The sequence below is a fragment of the Phycisphaerae bacterium genome, from assembly GCA_035275405.1.
Classification (GTDB): domain Bacteria; phylum Planctomycetota; class Phycisphaerae; order UBA1845; family UTPLA1; genus DATEMU01.
Window position 1 is genome coordinate 529,340 of the sequence record DATEMU010000012.1, and the last position, 16,590, is coordinate 545,929.

General features: G+C 61.5%; 13 protein-coding genes. 4 read left to right on the forward strand and 9 right to left on the reverse strand.

The annotated features are described in order from the left end of the window. Window positions 1–46: 46 nt before the first annotated feature. The 5 genes from VJZ71_15125 to trxA all read right to left on the reverse strand — a co-directional run bounded on the left by VJZ71_15125 (window position 47) and on the right by trxA (window position 6,647). Window positions 47–1,507, reverse strand: coding sequence for a trypsin-like peptidase domain-containing protein (locus tag VJZ71_15125; GenBank protein ID HKQ49401.1), 1,461 nt, complete (start codon window positions 1,505–1,507; stop codon window positions 47–49). Between the two features lie 318 nt (window positions 1,508–1,825). Then, window positions 1,826–3,478, reverse strand: coding sequence for a proprotein convertase P-domain-containing protein (locus tag VJZ71_15130; protein ID HKQ49402.1), 1,653 nt, complete (start codon window positions 3,476–3,478; stop codon window positions 1,826–1,828). Window positions 3,479–3,604: 126 nt separating this feature from the next. After that, complete coding sequence (locus VJZ71_15135) at window positions 3,605–5,860, reverse strand: thrombospondin type 3 repeat-containing protein (protein ID HKQ49403.1); 2,256 nt, start codon at window positions 5,858–5,860, stop codon at window positions 3,605–3,607. 67 nt (window positions 5,861–5,927) lie between these two features. Then, on the reverse strand, window positions 5,928–6,077 hold the full coding sequence (locus VJZ71_15140) for a hypothetical protein (protein HKQ49404.1): 150 nt from the start codon (window positions 6,075–6,077) through the stop codon (window positions 5,928–5,930). A 237-nt stretch (window positions 6,078–6,314) separates the two neighbouring features. Then, window positions 6,315–6,647, reverse strand: coding sequence for a thioredoxin (gene trxA / locus VJZ71_15145; protein ID HKQ49405.1), 333 nt, complete (start codon window positions 6,645–6,647; stop codon window positions 6,315–6,317). Between the two features lie 191 nt (window positions 6,648–6,838). On the opposite strand from trxA, the gene tpx reads away from it, so the two are divergent. Next, complete coding sequence (tpx, locus tag VJZ71_15150) at window positions 6,839–7,345, forward strand: thiol peroxidase (protein ID HKQ49406.1); 507 nt, start codon at window positions 6,839–6,841, stop codon at window positions 7,343–7,345. Window positions 7,346–7,384: 39 nt separating this feature from the next. Here the strand turns inward: tpx and VJZ71_15155 are convergent, their stop codons facing one another. Beyond that, window positions 7,385–8,419 carry a twin-arginine translocase subunit TatC gene (locus VJZ71_15155; GenBank protein HKQ49407.1) on the reverse strand — a complete coding sequence of 345 codons (1,035 nt, stop codon included), beginning with the start codon at window positions 8,417–8,419 and terminating at the stop codon, window positions 7,385–7,387. A 144-nt stretch (window positions 8,420–8,563) separates the two neighbouring features. Next, complete coding sequence (locus VJZ71_15160; GenBank protein ID HKQ49408.1) at window positions 8,564–10,081, reverse strand: sigma 54-interacting transcriptional regulator; 1,518 nt, start codon at window positions 10,079–10,081, stop codon at window positions 8,564–8,566. Between the two features lie 251 nt (window positions 10,082–10,332). Here VJZ71_15160 and VJZ71_15165 point away from each other — a divergent pair, with 251 nt between their 5' ends. The 3 genes from VJZ71_15165 to VJZ71_15175 are packed head-to-tail and all read left to right on the forward strand — an operon-like array spanning window position 10,333 to window position 12,559. Beyond that, complete coding sequence (locus tag VJZ71_15165; GenBank protein HKQ49409.1) at window positions 10,333–10,986, forward strand: sigma-70 family RNA polymerase sigma factor; 654 nt, start codon at window positions 10,333–10,335, stop codon at window positions 10,984–10,986. Further along, entirely contained in the window at window positions 10,983–11,987 is a 1,005-nt protein-coding gene (locus tag VJZ71_15170) for a hypothetical protein (protein HKQ49410.1), read from the forward strand. Before VJZ71_15165 ends, VJZ71_15170 begins: the two co-directional genes overlap by 4 nt. Before the next feature lie 11 nt (window positions 11,988–11,998). Continuing rightward, window positions 11,999–12,559, forward strand: a complete 561-nt coding sequence (locus tag VJZ71_15175) for an O-acetyl-ADP-ribose deacetylase (GenBank protein ID HKQ49411.1) — start codon at window positions 11,999–12,001, stop codon at window positions 12,557–12,559. Here VJZ71_15175 and VJZ71_15180 read toward each other — a convergent pair. Continuing rightward, window positions 12,511–14,397: a tetratricopeptide repeat protein gene (locus tag VJZ71_15180; GenBank protein HKQ49412.1), complete on the reverse strand. Its 1,887-nt coding sequence runs from the start codon at window positions 14,395–14,397 to the stop codon at window positions 12,511–12,513. The genes VJZ71_15175 and VJZ71_15180 overlap by 49 nt on opposite strands. Before the next feature lie 19 nt (window positions 14,398–14,416). Then, the gene (locus VJZ71_15185; GenBank protein HKQ49413.1) at window positions 14,417–16,576 is read right to left on the reverse strand and encodes a tetratricopeptide repeat protein; all 2,160 of its coding nucleotides are present in this window, start codon (window positions 16,574–16,576) and stop codon (window positions 14,417–14,419) included. Window positions 16,577–16,590: the final 14 nt, after the last annotated feature.

Below are 16,590 nucleotides of genomic sequence, written 5' to 3' on the forward strand. Positions count from 1 at the left end.
GATTGAGGTCGTCCGTATTGGAGGCTCGGTGAGAGCCTCGCCCTCCCTAGGGGTTGAGGTGGGGTTGCACAGACGAATAGTAGGACGCGAACGCGCCGTCCACCGTGGCGTTGGAGCTGCTATCGCACGGATCACCGGGATTGAAGCCGCAAGCGCCGCTCAACTGGCCGACGACTTGATCCGCGCTGTTCACCACGGGGCTGCCGCTGCTTCCGCCGTCGGTCGCGCCAAAAGTATCGCGGCTATAGATGCGCGGGCCGCGCGCCCAGCCCTGGCAGGTCGGGGCGCTCGTATCCACCGTGTGCGTGGAATAGACCTGCGGACCAAAGTTGGGATTGCTGACACGGTGCAGGGCCACGCCGTTCGAATTCGCCACTGCGGTCGTTGTCCAGCCCAGGAACACCGAGCCCGAAGGGGGGTTGGAATTGAGTTGCAACAACGTAAAGTCCGCAGTCTTCCCGGTGGTCTTTAGCGTGGAGCCAGTGGTCTTGTACGGCCAGCCGGAGTTGCTCGGGCAGCTACCGTTGCAAGATGAGGTGCGGAAACGCCAATAGAACTGCACGTTCCTGGCGATATTGTTCTTGCTGAGGCAGTGGTTGGCGGTCAGGAAGAAGTTGTTTTGCGACGGGTTGTTGTCGTTGAGGAGACCGCCCGTACACGTGTAAATGAAGGCTCCGGCGATCCACTCCATTTTCGCGTAGGCGTCCCGGATGCTGTTGCCGCCGGAGCTACAGGAGACGTCCACGATGCAGGGAACATTTCCGCAGAAACCGCCGCGCGGCGCGCCGTCCAGCATCATGCCTCCCGCGAATTCCGGGAGGACGTTTCCGACTTCCGTGACGCTGAAGCTGATTTGCTTGAGCAGGGCCTCATTGGCAGGGCCGGAGATGCGGAGCTGCAAGACGCCCTCCTGGCCGAAAACGGACTCGGTCCAAATGTCGCCGGTACCGTCGGGACCTTTGCCGGTCCAGGGGCCGAAGGCCTCGCCTTCGAGGCTGTAGAAATACAGGGACACTCCGGCGGGCAGGTCGAGGTTCTCAATGTGGACTCGGATAGAGCCCGCGTCGGCGGAGTTGATGGCCAGGGCCCAGACGTAGCCGCCGTCGGCCGCCGGGGAGAGCACGCCCTGGGTGGCGGCGTTCTGCACTTTTGAGGAGGACAAACCAACGATGTCCACGCGGGGTTCGAGTTCCGTGACCGCTCCGATTCGGAGGGGCGTCGGCGGGGCCTGAGCAATAGCGTCCAATTGCTCCTGGGTCAGGCTGACGCGAAGGGGCGCCGCGAAGGCGGCAATGGGCATCTCGGCCGTCAAGGCCGCGTTGAGCTGCTCCTGGCGGGCGAGGTATTCGCCGTGGGTCATGCCCTCCGTAGAGATTTGCATCTGCATCTCGGCGAGCGGCTGCGCCGTCGCGGCAGCGGGCGGGTCCTTGGCGAAGGCGGTCGTTGCGACAAGGAGAAGCGAGGCGACAGCCGTCGCGACGCGGTTGGAGGACAACAGGTTCGACATGGGGTGTGCTCCTTTTAAAAGCGGGAATGAAGAATGAGAGGACCTACGGCTCGCGAAACGCTCGCGAGGCGGGTATTCAAGAAAGGACTAACGGGGCGAGTCGGGCAGGCGGAGTATTCGAGGCCATGGGTGCGTTGGGGCCGCGCGCGAGGACATGTCATGGGGTTGATCGCGGCAAGGTGTAACTGCATAGACCGGCTCGCCGACCCGCGGAGAACTCCGCGGATACACTCGCAAGCCTATCTTAACGTCATCGAGTGGCGAATTGCAATAGTTTTCCCGGATGTTACCGAAGTAACAACGAATCATCGCGCTGCTTCAAGGAAAACGCTTTAGCCCTTGGGAGACGGGCCGGTTCTGGGCTAGTCCGCGACAGTGGCCACGTCGCCCCAACGTCACCAACAACAGGCTGGCCGCCATGCCCGGCAGGACGCCTTGGGCGCACGTTCCACAGGCGGAGTCGGAGTGCGGTGGGGGCGGTGGCGCCGCCGGCGGCTCGCAGGCATCGCCGATGCCGTTGTCATCCGTATCGGTCTGGTCGGCATTGAAAATACTCGGGCAGTTTTCGCAGGCGTCGCCCTTGCCGTCCCCGTCGGCATCCGCTTGGTCGGCGTTTGCAAGCGTTGGGCAGTTGTCGCAGACGTCTCCCCGGCCATCGCCATCGAAGTCCGCCTGGTCGTTGTTGGCAAACGACGGACAATTGTCGCAGGCATCACCGAGCGCGTCGCCGTCGATGTTGTTTTGGGTGGGGTCCGCGACCGTCGGGCAGTTGTCGCAGATGTCGCCCACTCCGTCGACGTCAGGGTCTTCTTGACCGGCGTTTGAAGCGGCAGGGCAGTTGTCACATGGATTGAGCACGCCGTCGGCGTCGTCATCGGGGGCGGCAAAAGTGCATGTCGTGATGTGCAATGTCCAGTTTGCCAGGTTGCCCCCGCATCCATTCATATCATCGGAGATCGTCAGCACCCACGTGCCATTCGGGTCTTCACCTATGAAGGCCGCCATCGCTTCCTCCGGGACCAAGGGCGTTTCCGTAACGTCGATGACAAAGTCGGCATCCGATACGGGGCCGGGCGGATTGACATCGCCCGCGCCGTCACTCCACACGGTGCCGTTGAAGACATTGTCGGCGCTGAGACCATTGTCGGTCGTAAGAGTCACGATGGTCCCCGACGGGGAAGAAAGCGTGATGTCCAGGTCTCCGGGACACGTATGAGTAATGTCCGTGGTGAGATTCAATCCGCACAAATAGGAGCCGGTGCCGCTCACCATATTGGTTGAGGACACTACCGGCGTCCCGGTTTGGGAAATGCTATGAGGGACGTCCGAGCTGAAATAATTTTCCGAGACCGTCGCGGCCGCAAAGGGGAACCCTGATAGGCGAAGCGACCAGCCCCCCAGGTTACCTGTTACATCGGCGGGGAGGACTTCAGAGATTGTAAGAGTCCATGTTCCATTGGGGTTCTCGCCGATGAAGGCCCCCAGGGCTTCCTCCGGCACCAACGGCGTGGCGACTACTTCGTCGCCCTCCAAACGATCTGTCGCCAATAACTGATTGTTGGTGTAAGGAACCTGACCGCCCGGGTCGGCGTCGTCGTCCCAGAGCGTTCCGTTAAACGCGTTGTCGTTCACTCCGCCATTGTTGGTCGATAGGGTGACCGTCTTTCCGGACGGCGAAGTGAGTGTGATATGGAGGGCGGCGGGCCAAGTGTGCGTAACGAATGTCTGGACGTCCACATCCCAAAGAGGATCGACCCCGCTCACGTTGATCGCAGACGTCACGGTGGCGTTGTTGGGAATCGGCGTCGCAGTGTTGTTCGTGAAAATTTTCTGCGGAATCGGGCATCCGGGGATCGGCGGCGCGGACGCGTGGGCCGGATCGGTCAGTCCGTAATAGAGAGCGAGCGCGGCCACCAGCGCGACGCGCCCACGATGGCGGCTCAGAACGGGGATAAGTGTGTCAATGCACATGGCGGATAGGCTCCGTTTTTCCTCGATTGCGGTCCTCCTAGAGGTCATGCGCGAGCAAGGAGGCCCGGACACCAAAATAAATTGGCCAATGGCTACCTGGATCACCCGCCGACGAACATCGTTCAATTAAGAGCGGCGAGGCCAAATCCGCCGGCGACTCCCATAAATAAGCGGCAATGTGAACATCGTCGCGGGGATCACGCCGGGCGCGCAGGTGCCACAGGCCGCGTCCGGCGGTGGGGGCGTCGGACAGGCGTCGCCAACGCCGTCGGCGTCCGAATCCGCCTGATCCGGGTTGAACACATCAGGGCAGTTGTCGCAGGCGTCGCCCTGGCCGTCTCCATCGGAATCAGTCTGGTCAGCGTTGAAGACGGTCGAGCAGTTATCCACGTCGCCGCATTTGCCGTCGCCGTCGGCGTCGTTGGCGGGGTCGTTGGGGCACGTGTCACAGGCATCGCCCAGGTTGTCGCCGTCGGTATTGGCTTGGTCGGCATTGACTACCGTGGGGCAGTTGTCGATACCGTCGCCGAGACCATCGGCGTCGGCGTCCTGCCTGACGAATTCAATGAAGCGGGTGCGCCTGCCGGAAACCTTCGTGTCTACAAGGCTGCCGGAACGGTTGATCTCAAACACTCCGCCACGGCTGAAGCTCACTGACGAGATCAGCAGGTTGTCGTTGGGCAGCTCAAAGACGCCGTCCACCGCATTGATGCCCACGGGTGAATGGTGTCCTACCAGGCTGCCGGCAGCGTCGAATTCCACCACGCCGCGCTGGTCGCCGCTGCCATTGGCCACCAGCAGGTTGCCGTTGGCAGCAGTGTGCATTTGCGAAGCCAAGTCGGTCACCGTTGCGAAGTCGGCGATGTAGGCCCCGGTGGCGAGATCGTATCGATGGATGGCGTCGCTGCCGAATCCACTGACCAGTAGCTCTGTTCCCCTTACGAGCGCTGCGCGGGGATTGCTGAGACCCCCGGCCCCCGGCGCGACCAGATTGCCGACGAAGTTACCGGCCGTGTCAAAGCGGGCCACCGAGTCGCCGTTAACGCCGAGAATGCTGCACACCAGAATCGACCCGTCGGGATGTAAGGCAATGCCCAGGGGGTCATCCAGGATCGCAGTGTTCACTCCACCGGCCGGAGCGAACGCGCCGAGGAAGTTTCCATCCAAGTCGTAGGATTGAACGAGATTGTCGAACTGGGTGGAGACGAGAAATCGACTGCCGTCGGGATGGAGGATCGCATCGATGGGACTAAAAAGGTTTGTCTGATCGTCGATCACCGCCGGATCGACCAGGTCGCCGTCCGCGGGGTCGAAGGCCATGACGCGATCATTCGAGTCGTCGGGAATGAGCAACACGCCCACTCCTGAGAGCATGGATCGGAATGGATCCGCCAGATCGCAGTCGATGACGCCGTCGCCGTCGAAGTCCACGTCTGGCTGACTGCAACCGCAGACGCCGGGGGCCTGCTTGATGACGTCCGCCGGGCAGCTGTCGCAGGCGTCGCCAAAGCCGTCGTCGTCCGAGTCGGTTTGAGCGGCGTTGGCCACGGTGGGGCAGTTGTCCAGATTGTCCGCGATGTCGTCATCGTCGGCATCGACGTAAGCCACGCCATTCACCAGCACGACGAAGCGATAATCGGTACCTGCCGCCGCTCCGCCATCGGCGATGGAGACGAAGTGGATGCCGGTCTGGGTCGCGGTTCCAGCGGCGGCGTTGCCGTTGCCGGCGACCCCGTTGTCCCCAGTGGCCAGGACGGTAACGCCGTCGATACTGAGGATCTCTAAATCCGTGTCGGTGAGCGGTCCCGCATCGTCAGGGTCGTCGTCGACGATGACGACGATTCGATCACCGTTGTCGGCACGGAACTTGAAGAAGTCTTCGTCCGCCCCGTCCACGCTGCCGGTGATCATCCGGGCCGTAATGCGGTTGGCGATCACCGCCGTGTTGTTGCTTTCCGATTCCGCCACGCTGTCGGCCGGCTTCACGATCGCATGGTGAATCTGGTAGAAGCTGAATGAGGCATCGTCCCCCGATTCATTGACGCGATAGAACACGTTCCCGCTCTGCGGCACAATGGCCCCGGCTACCACCGGGGCCAAAGCCGGTCCATCCTGGTCGTCCGTCTCGATCAGTGTCGCCGGGTTGTTGGCCAGGACCTGGAGAATCGAATCCTCCGCCGGGCCCGCGGGCTCCATGTCCACAAGTACAAAGATCAAATCGTTCACCGCCACATTGGGGGCTCGCCAGAAGTCGATGTCGCCGTCCGGGTCGATCTCGCCCTCGACCAGGTCCTGCTGGCGGAAAAGATTGGCCGCGGCCGCGTCGTCGTTGAATTCGTTCTCGAAGTCGGTAACCTGCGCCCGCGCCGACGGCGGAACCATAAATAGCATACACACCACTGTTAATGTGAGTCCACGTCTTGACATTTCCTCCACCTTTCGCTTCTGTTCAGCCACATGACTCCCGCGAGCAGGCCGTATTGAAGAATATCAGAACATCAGCCGGCGTGACGGCAATGGCCTGCTCGGGCTTGACCGTACCCTGCGAAATGAATGCACTCGCAATCAGCGCAGCCGCCACGGAATTAATCGTTGTCATTAGGTTGCTCCCCGGTACTTGGCGAGATGCTCGGCGGAATCCATGATGACTTGTGCGGAGTCTCGTCGAGACATGCGCGCCCTCTTACCGGTCGGCGACCGGAAGCTCTTACGTGGAAAACCCGAACGTGCGCGAACGAGATTAAGAGGCGCGAGGCGGCCTAATTGTAACAAATAAAATGCTGCGCAGTCAATTTAGCGGTGCGGGTCAGGACGTAGGCGGAGCGGGGAAGAGTACCTATTTCGTCGCGCCGGTGAGGGCGGCCTGGAAATCCTTTTTTGCGGTGAGTCCGACGAACTTTTGCACGACCTGGCCCTCCTTGAAGAGGAGGATTGTCGGGATGGCCTGGACGTTGTACTTGACCGGCGTTTCCTGATTGCTTTCTGTGTTGAGCTTGCCAATCTTAACGCGGCCGGAGTATTCGGTGGCGAGTTCGTCGATGGTGGGGCCCAGGGCCCGGCAAGGCATGCACCACTCTGCCCAAAAATCGACAAGGACGGGGACGGAGGACTTCAGGACCTCCTGTTCGAAGTTGTTGTCGGTGAATTCGAGGGTGTCGGTGCCTGCCATCGGTGAGAACTCCTTTGTCGTGTGGCCGCTGCCGCATCGCAACGGAATCGCATTTTAGAACGGCCGGCGACGCAAGTCAACGCGGGCGGTACAGGGCGCGGCGATGCCCGATTGACGTTGACATCGCCCCCCACTTAAGATGCATGACGTTGGCATCAAGTTACAATCCATGAATGACCGGAGGACCAAAAATGGCCAGAACCTGTACGCTCAAGGGTAACCCGCTCAACCTTGAAGGACCGGAATTAAAGGTGGGGGACACCGCGCCGGACGCGACGCTCAAAAAATCGCTGGTGGATGATTTCAAGCTGAGCGAGGCGAAGGGCAAGCCGCGGATTTACAGCGTGGTGCCGTCGCTCGACACGCCGGTCTGCGCGGAGATGACTCGGCGGTTCAACAAGGAGGTGTCGAACCTGCCGAACGTGCAGTTCTTCACGATCAGTTGCGATTTGCCGATGGCCATGGGCCGGTTCTGTGGGTCCGAGGGTATCAACACGGAGCGAATGAAGACGCTGAGCGACCACAAGCTGACGGATTTTGGCAAAAAGTACGGTACGCTGATCGCCGACCTGCGGATTGAATCGCGGGCTGTGTTCGTGGTCGATGCGAGCGACAAGCTGCGGTACGTGGAGTACGTGCCGGAAGTGGCGAATCATCCGAACTACGACGCGATTCTGGCCTGCGCGAAGGGGCTGTAGCCGCCGAGGCGAATAAGATCGACTTTTCAGCGCGAAGGCTTATGGGGACGTCTCGGATAGCTCCGAGGCGTCCTTTCTTTTTTCCATGAAGCGGCCGACGATCAAGCCGGCTTCGAAAAGTAGAAGCATGGGGACGGCGAGAAGCAGCATCGTCGTGACGTCGGGGGTGGGGGTGATGACGGCGGCGAGGACGAGGACGGCGATGATGACGTAGCGGCGGGCACCGGCCATGGATTGGGCAGGGACGATGCCGAGGGTGATGAGAAATATCACGAGAATGGGGATTTGGAAGCCCAGGCCGAAGGCGAGGGCCAGGTTGACCACGAACTGCAAGTACTCCGAGATGCTGAAGAACGGCTGGACGAACTGTTGGTTGCCGGCGGGTTGCAGCGGCGCGTAATAGGACTGGCCATCATAGTAGGCGTTGATGCGGCGCTCCGTCCGATTGATCCAGATCTGGCCCTCCAGAGGTGATGTTGGATTTTCGGAAACAACGGGCACGTTCATCGGGGGTACCGTTGGCTGGGTCGCCGCGATGACCAGCGCGGGGGATTCCGGCATGAGCCAGCGATAGAGGAAATTGTCCGGCCCCGGAAGCGGGAACCACGTCGAGATATTGATCAGGAAGAGCATCAAACCGGACAGGACCATCGTCACCATGAAGGTGGCCCCGGTCATGAACAGGATGATCGACGAAGGGGCGAAATATTTGACCAGCTTTCGTTCCGAGGGATAGAGACCGGTGGCGACGAAGAGCCAGACTTGATAGATGATCCAGGGGGCGGCAAGGACGAGGCCGAATTCGATGGAGATCTTGAAATACTCCATGAAGGATTCGATCGGATTGAGCTGGACCATACGGGGGTCATTGCCCAGTTTTTGCATCGCAACGCTGTAGGGGGCGGTAAGCGTTTCAATGATGGCGCCGCCGAAGTTGAAGCAGATGATGATGGCGATGACCAGACCGAAGAGGGCCCAGATCAGGCGGCGGCGAAGTTCTTCGAGGTGATCGCCGAAGGACATGCGGGTGTCGTCGGGGTCGAGGGGCCGGCGATGGCGTCGAAAGAGAGGCATTCGGTTGGATCCGCCGGTGGAGAAGAAGAGGACTCACCACAGAGGCACAGAGAAACGGATTGAAGGGTCCTTTCTGGTGCTCCGATTTCGTACCACTTCGTCTGTTTACACTCAGATAATCGTCGTCTCTGCGCCTCAGTGGCTCTATGTTTTCTGGTGCTTTTCGATGCCGAATTTCTTGACGCGATAGCGCAGGTTGTCGCGGCTGATGCCGAGGGCGCGGGCGGCCTTGGACTGGTTCCAGCCGTTCTCGCGCAGCGCCTTAACGATCAGGGCCTTTTCATAGCCCCAGAGCGACGATTCGGACTTGTCGCCGGATTCGCTGAGCGGTTCGTCGCCGACGATTTCGCGCGGCAGATGTATGGGCGAGAGCGTCATTCCATCGGCCATGAGGACGGCACGATCGATGACGTTCTGAAGTTCGCGGATGTTTCCGGGCCAATGATAACTCGCGAGGAGGGCCATCGCGTCGTCCCCCACGGGGGGTTTTTGGCAGCCCAATTCGGTGGCGGAGATGTTGATGAAGTGGTCGACGAGCAGCGGTATGTCCTCGCGGCGCTGGCGAAGCGGCGGCAGGTTGATGGGGAAGACATTCAGGCGGTAATAGAGGTCTTCGCGGAAGGCCCCTTTCTCCATCGCCTCGCGCAAGTCGCGATTGGTCGCGGCGATGATGCGGACGTCGGTCGAGATGGTCTTGGTGCCGCCAACCCGCACGAATTCCTTTTCCTGGAGGACGCGGAGCAGCTTGACCTGGATACTCATGGAGATGTCGCCGATCTCGTCGAGGAAGATCGTACCGCCGTCGGCCATCTCGAAGCGGCCCATCTTGTCGGCGTGGGCCCCGGTAAAGGCGCCTTTTTCGTGGCCAAAGAGTTCGCTTTCCAGGAGCGTCTCCGGCAGGGCGGCGCAGTTGATGGCGATAAACGGTTTTTCGCTCCGCGGGCTGACGCTATGGATCTGCCGGGCGGTCACTTCCTTGCCGGTACCCGTCTCGCCGAGCAGGAGCACGGTGGCGTTGCTGCCGGCGACGCGGTTGACCATGTCGTTGACCTGCCGGAGCGAGACGGAGTTGCCAATAATGGGAACCGAGACGCGGAGCGTCTCACGGAGACCGCGGTTTTCCCGGATGACGCTCTGGTGCTGGGCGGCGTTGTAGGCGCCGCTGGCGGCCAGGTTGGCGAAAATCTGCAGAAGCGCCAGATCGTCGTCGTCGTAATTCCCTCCGCCCAGCTTGTTGAGGACTTCCACGACGCCGATGACGTCGCCTTTCCAGATCAGCGGAGCCGCGATCAAGCCGCGCGTCTGAAAGCTGCTCTTGGCATCGATGCCGCGGAAGAAATCCTTGTCATCGCGGACGTTGGGCACGATGACCGGCTTGGCCGAGGCGGCCACCTTGCCGGCGATGCCCAGGTCGGCGTCGAACTCCTCGCCGATCAGGGCGGGTCCGCGATCGCCGACGGCGGCCATAAAGACCAGGCGATTACGCCGCCGATCGAGCATGAGGACGCTGGAGGCCTCGGACCGCAGGACGACGGCGGCCTTTTGGGCGATGGCTTGGAGCACGTCGCTGAGTTGGAGGGTGGCATTGATCGCGGAAGAAGCCTCGACAAGGGCCGAGGTCATTCGGGGGGTGAGGGTACGATAGGTAGGGGTCTCTGACACGATAAGCTGGTTATGAGTCGAATAAGCTTCGTCCGGGGCCGGGCATCGATATTGTGAATAAGTAGGTTTCCGAGGGCAATATCACCCATTGGCACGCCTCGGCGTGCTCATAAACCTTGGTAGGACAATAGTTTTGACGAGTGGGTATGTCAAGGGTAAATTTCCCCAGTACAGGCGGTATACAGATTCCGGGGCCGTGGGTCCCCGGTGAACAACGCTCGGGCGTCCAACGTAACAACGGTAGGCGACAGGTGAATCGACCAGAAGAAGAGGCCGGGGGCGCTTCGGACGAGCGGCTCCTGGCCGAGTTTCTCGCCGGTGACGAGGTCGCCTTTCGGAGGTTGGTGGAGAAGCACAGCGAGGAGTTGTACCGCTTCGTGGCGCGATTTGTGCGGAGCACAGCCGTCGCGGAAGACGTGGTGCAGGAGACCTTTGTCCAGGTCTTTCAGTCGGCGGGTTCATTCGATTCCGCCAAGCGGTTTCGCCCCTGGCTGTTCACTATCGCTGCGAACAAAGCGCGGGACCATCTGCGATCGAGGGTTCGGAGGCGGGAGGTCCCGCTGACGTCGACCTCGCCTGGCGGCGAGGAGAGCGAGGTGAGTTACCTCGACTTTCTGGCGGATGATCTGGCCGAGCCCGGCTCGGCGATGGAAGATGAAGAGAGCCGACAGCGCGTGCGTGATATCGTCACGCGGATGCCGGAGAATCTGCGGGAGGTGCTGGTGCTGGGATATTACCAGCGGTTTGCGTACAAGGAAATCGCGGAAATGCTGTCGATTCCGCTGGGGACCGTAAAGAGCCGGCTGCACGCGGCGGTTTCGTATTTCGCGGAGATGTACCGACGGGACGAACGGCGACGGCAGGCCCACGAGGGCCACGAAGCAAAGAAGATGCACGAACGATGAGCGAGCCACTCTCAAAACAAGAATTGTCCGCCGAGCTGATCGGTTATCAGCTCGGGCTTTGCGACGAGGGCGACCGACGCCGTGTAGAGGCGACGCTAAGAGATCGCCGCGCGCTGGCGTCGGCCTGCGCGAGGGTGGAACGACTGCTTACGCCGCTCGAAGGGGATGAATCTCCAGCGCCTCCGGCCGATCTGGTTGCCTCGATCCTCGATCGCGTTCAAGAATCTCGAAACACACTCCCGTTCACTCAACGTGCCGCCGCCCTCCTGCCCACCCCGGTCGAGTCCGGCGGGCGCGGACCGATGTTCAATCTTCGCGAGCTGGTAGGTCTGGCAGCGGCGATCGCGCTGTTCCTGGGCATTCTCGTTCCGGGCTATCGAACGGCGCGCCAATCCGCGCAGCAGGCCATGTGCGCCAACAACATGCGGCTGATCGGGGAGGGCTATGCGAGCTATGCGGCCACGTACGGGAATCCAATGCCCTATGTTCGGCGCATGCGCTCCGGGGACACGTGGCTTCCGACGGGCGACGGCACGACGCGATTCAAGAATTCGCCGAATGCGTGGGTGTTGGTAAGTACCCGTCTCGTGCAAGGCAAGGCTTTTAATTGCCCGGAGCGTTCCCAGGATATCCCGCTGGAAACGGACCCCCCGGAGGGGCTGAACGATTTTCCGGATCCCCGAAATAACAGCATGGCGACGATGGCGATCACGGAGAATTGGACGCTGCGAAACTTCGATCCGGAGATGCCGGTGGCGGCGGACATGAATCCGCTGATCGATGACGCGGAGGCGTCGACCGGCGCGGGCCGGTCGTCAGAGAATTCACGAAGCCATGGGGGCCGGGGTCAAAATGTACTGCGCGGCGAACTCTCCGTTCGATGGGCCCGGACGCCGCGCGTGGGAGTGGATAACGACGATATTTACCGATTGATCGGAATACAAGAATATACGGGTCAGGAGTGGCCTCGGCTGCGAAGCGACGCCTTCCTGATCCCGTAAGGGAACCTCCTGTGACCGGACCCGTCGCCCGGACGTCGCCATGGAACCGGATCCATCTCCTCCGGGGCGACATCACGAAGGTGGAATGCGACGCCATTGTCAACGCCGCCAATACGAGCCTCCTGGGCGGCGGGGGCGTGGATGGCGCGATTCACCGGGCGGCGGGTCCGAGTCTTTTGGCAGAATGCCGGGGGTTGGGCGGCTGTCCGACTGGCGAAGCGCGGATTACGAAGGGCTATCGGCTTCCCGCAACACACATCATTCATACGGTCGGGCCAGTCTATCGGGACGGGCGGCAGGGCGAGCCGGAGAAACTGCGCTCGTGTTACGCAAGCTCATTGCAGTTGGCGATTCAATATCGGCTTCGGTCGGTGGCGTTTCCGGCCATCAGTTGCGGCGCGTACGGATATCCGATGAAGGCCGCGGCCGAGATCGCGTTGCGCACGTCGGCCGGCCTGCTGGCGCTGCACGAACAAATCCAACAGGTGTTGTTCGTCCTCTACGGCGACGGTGATGTGGCGGTCTATTCCGACGTGGCCCGACGACTGGCTGCGAGTCCGGTGATTTCGTGATGGGCCTTTCGCAGCCGATCGGTCAATTCGCGCTCGCCCCTGTGTTCGGCCTCCTCGACGGCTCTCCTTAAGAGGGTCCCGGCTTCGTCGGGGCGCCTGGTCCGTCCGCACAGGCGGGCCAGTCGTTCGAGGGCTTCAAGGTGGTGCGGGTCAAGTTCGAGGGCGCGGCGGAGGCGGGGTTCGGCCTCCGCGAGATATCCATGTTTCATGAATAGTCTCGCCAATGCGACGTGGGCGTCGGCGTAGCGGGCATCGATGCGCGCTGCTTCGCGATAGTGCACGACGGCCTTTTCGTCGTCGCCGATTCGCTCGTAGGTGATGGCCAGGTAATAGTGGCTCTCCAGGCGATCGGGATTGTCGGCGAGATCCGCGAGATAAGCGGCGATGGCCTCGTCATTTCGATAAAGGCGATTGTAGACGCCGGCGAGGTTTCGCTGGACGTTGGGGTGGTGCGGCCGGAGTTTCAGGGCCTTCTTGTAGGCCTGGATCGCCTCTTCATGGCGGCCCCGACTTTCGTAGGCCTGTCCAACGTTGGCGCAGGCTATACCGTTCGCGGGATCCAGGCGCAAGGCGTGTTCCCATAGTGCTACGGAATCGGCCCAGTAACGTTGCTGGCGCAGGGTTCCGTAAATCATGGCGGCGAGCACGGCGAGGGCCGCGATTGCCGTCATGCGCTTTTGCCGGGACCCGCCGAGCGCGAGCAGACCGGCGGCCAACACCGCCCACGGCAGGCACGACAGGTACGAATAACGGTCCGCCGTCATCTGGGGCCCACGTTGCGTCAGTCCGACGACGGGAGAGATCAGGATCACATAACCGACGGCCGCCGCGGCCAGTGCGGGAAATCTCTTGCGAAGGAGCCAACAGGTGATTGACGAGATCATCAATGCAGCAAGACTCAGCCAGACGGCCGGATGCCTCCATCCAAACTGAAGCGGATATTCGTAGAACGGGGAGAGGGCCGTCGGCGCCACCGTCTTGAAAGGATAGAACATCAGGGAGACGGGGGCCTGTGCGAGCCTTTGCGCAAATGGATGTGTGGCGAAGCCGGCGAGCCCCTCTCCCGCGGCGAAGAACGCATTGATCGTGGCGATAAGCGCGATGGCGAAGAAAGGGACTTTCTCCAGCAGAATTGCCCGCGCGTTCGGGAGACCCCAGCCCGCCGGATTCGCAGGAAGGCGTCCGAGCGGATAGACATCGAGCAAAACCAGGATAGCCGGGAGCGTCACGGCCATTTCTTTGGACAATACCGCGCAGATGAAGAAAAAGAGCACGGCCATCATGGGACCCGTGGAAAGCGGGCGGGTGGGCGAGGCGTGTGCGGCCTTCAGATAACAAAGCAACGCGGCCAAATAGAACGCGGTGGCGAGGATATCCGCGCGGGCGCTGAGCCAAACGACGGACTCGACGCGGAGCGGGTGCAATGCAAAAAGCAAGGCAGCGACCGCAGCAGAAAAGGTTAGATGGCGGCGCGACCGTGTACTTGTGGAGATCCCCAAGAGGCGCTTTGACAGGGCAAAAAAGAGGACTGCGGCAATACCGTGCAAGATGGCCTGCGAGAGGTGGAATCGCCCTGGACGGAGTCCGAAGGCGGCAAAGTCGATGGCATAGCTCAACCAATTGAGCGGCTGATAGTGCCCCATGTGGGTGGTCGTGAAGCACCAGGCAATGTTCTCCCACGAGAGCCCGCGAAAGGAGTCGTTATCGATGAAGTAGGCGTCGTCGTCCCAATTGACGAATCCGAAGCGCGCGGCCGGTAGGAAGAGGCCGATGGCCATCCCCGCGACGACGAGGCCCATAATGAAGGAAGAAACGCGGCGACGCAGAGTGGCGGACAATTGGGCCCTCGTAAGACTCTTAGGAGGGTAGGTCCTGCAGCCATTTTTTTTCTTCGGCGTTGAGGGCCTTGGCGGCGCGGAGCTTTTCAAGGACGCCGCGAAGTTCGGCGGTCATGTCGCCTCGCTCCTTCGCGTCGATGCCGGCGTCGGCGGCGTGGTCGAGGAGTTGATGGAGAGCGGTGGCCAGGCCGGCAAGGCGGTGGGGTTTGCCGTCCTTGGCCATTTCTCGCGCCAATTGGATGGCTTTGCGGAATAACGAAAGGGCCTGGTCCTTGTCTCCCAGCCCGAGGTTGCAGGCGGCCAGTTCGCAAAGAATGTCGATCTCGATGAGGGGGTCTTTCCGGGGCGTTCGCTCGAAATTTTCGCGGGCTTCCTCCAGGGCAAACTTGGCGAGGTCGCGGTTCCCCTGGCGCAGACGAATTCGACCTAACAGGTAATTGGGGTAAACGGCGGTGGGCGAATCCCGGTTCATCCTGGATTCGATGATGCGCAGGACCTGATCGCAGGTCTTGGCCGCCTCGTCGAGATCTCCAAGATTTTCCTGCGACACGGCCAACGCAATCATCGGGCCGATGGTCTCGGGTTCGCCTTCGCCGAAGAGGAGCTTGGCTTCTCCCACGGCTTTGGCAGTGATTTCCCTGGCTTCCCGGGCGCATCCAAGGTCGACCAGGAGGTTCGCGAGCTGGGAATTTCGCAGGATGGTATCGGCGGTCGCGAGGGCGAGTTGAGCCTCGTCCCATTTGCGAATCTGTTCACGAATCAACAGCGAATCTTCGAGCCGGCGATGGTACTCGTAGGCCACGGCCACGCGGAGCAGCTCGGTGATCGCGGCCGAACGCTCGCCGCTTTCGTAAAGGGCGATTCCTTTTTCGAGCGCGCGCTTCAGGGTCCGCTCGCCGTCGGCGTGTCGTCCGGCGGCGAGGTAGACGGAGCCGAGCATCATGAGGCGATTCACGGCGCCGGGCTCCATCGGTCCGGTCCTGCGATCGTCACGGGCGATCTGTTGTTCGTAGAGTTCCGCGGCTTCGCTATAGCGCTGGGCGGCGAAGTAGGCCTGGGCGAGATTGCCCAATTCGACGATGGAGTCGTGATGATCCAATCCCAGGGCTTTGTGAAAGATGGCCAGCGCGCGTTTGCGAAGGGGAATGACCTCATCGGGCTTTCCGATGCGGGCATACAGCCAGGCGAGATTGGAGAGCGAAATGCCCGTGTCTTTGGCCTCCGGTCCCAACAAGGCCTCGCGGATGACGAGAGATCGAAGCTTGACGCTCAAGGCCTCATCGAATTCACCGAGATAGGCCAGGGCGGTGCCAAGATTGTCGAGAGATTCGGCGGTATCGGCGGATTCGCCCAGCGTCATTCTCAGGATCCATGCCGCGCGGCGAAGTTGATTTGCGGCCGGCTCGTGTTTTCCCTGATAGATCCGTAGCCACCCGACGCGATCGAGGATCAGCGCCGTCTTTGGGTGATTCTTACCGCACGTCGCTTCGATGATCTCGAACGCGCGGATAAGGGATTGCTGGGCCTCCTCAAGCGACAAGAGCTCGATCTGCGAATTGCCCAGAAGCCGGAGTGCATCGGCTACAAAGGCATGGGATTTGCCGAGGATTCGTTCGCGGATCTCCAACGACTTTCGAGCCGCGGCCCGCGCGGCGAAATAGTCGCCGCTTTTGGTCGCGGCGTCGGCGGCGTCCTGCGAGCGGTCCGCCTCGGCAAGGTCCTGCCGTTCGGCGGGAGAGAGGCTGGCGAATTGCTCCATCGCAGTGGTTTCGACAAGGGCGGTCGTTGTAAGAAAATTGGCCGCTCCAAAGATTCTCTGGTACAGATCCATCGCTTCGCGGGCGGCGACAGCGGCGGCCCGGAAATCCGCGTTGCGCCGGGAGGCCGCCGCAGCGGCCATCAGGTCGTCGGCCTTCTTCACGTCGCCTTGTTCGGCATCGGTGAGGGGCTTTCCGAGTGCGGTCCTGTATTCCACTTTGATCAGCGGCCGAACGGCGGCTTCCCGGAGCATGGCATCGTGGCTCATCGTCAGGTATTTGCGGGTGGGCCGACTGGTAGGCTGAGAAGAAGGGGTGGTGGAAGGCGCGGTCGTCTGCCCCGGGGCCGTAGCGGTCAGCGCAAACAAGTTGAGCAGCATGACCCCCGTTCGGGCAGGGCCGGGGTGTACTCGGAGCGACATGAACACGCGGGCAA

What these genes read in the sequence shown, in the direction of transcription:
- tpx (HKQ49406.1), top strand. Translation starts at nt 6,839, where the DNA reads ATGGCCAGAACCTGTACGCTCAAGGGTAACCCGCTCAACCTTGAAGGA.
- VJZ71_15155 (HKQ49407.1), bottom strand. Translation starts at nt 8,419, where the DNA reads ATGCCTCTCTTTCGACGCCATCGCCGGCCCCTCGACCCCGACGACACC.
- VJZ71_15135 (HKQ49403.1), bottom strand. Translation starts at nt 5,860, where the DNA reads ATGGTTCCGCCGTCGGCGCGGGCGCAGGTTACCGACTTCGAGAACGAA.
- VJZ71_15170 (HKQ49410.1), top strand. Translation starts at nt 10,983, where the DNA reads ATGAGCGAGCCACTCTCAAAACAAGAATTGTCCGCCGAGCTGATCGGT.
- VJZ71_15125 (HKQ49401.1), bottom strand. Translation starts at nt 1,507, where the DNA reads ATGTCGAACCTGTTGTCCTCCAACCGCGTCGCGACGGCTGTCGCCTCG.
- VJZ71_15140 (HKQ49404.1), bottom strand. Translation starts at nt 6,077, where the DNA reads ATGACAACGATTAATTCCGTGGCGGCTGCGCTGATTGCGAGTGCATTC.
- VJZ71_15130 (HKQ49402.1), bottom strand. Translation starts at nt 3,478, where the DNA reads ATGTGCATTGACACACTTATCCCCGTTCTGAGCCGCCATCGTGGGCGC.
- VJZ71_15185 (HKQ49413.1), bottom strand. Translation starts at nt 16,576, where the DNA reads ATGTCGCTCCGAGTACACCCCGGCCCTGCCCGAACGGGGGTCATGCTG.
- trxA (HKQ49405.1), bottom strand. Translation starts at nt 6,647, where the DNA reads ATGGCAGGCACCGACACCCTCGAATTCACCGACAACAACTTCGAACAG.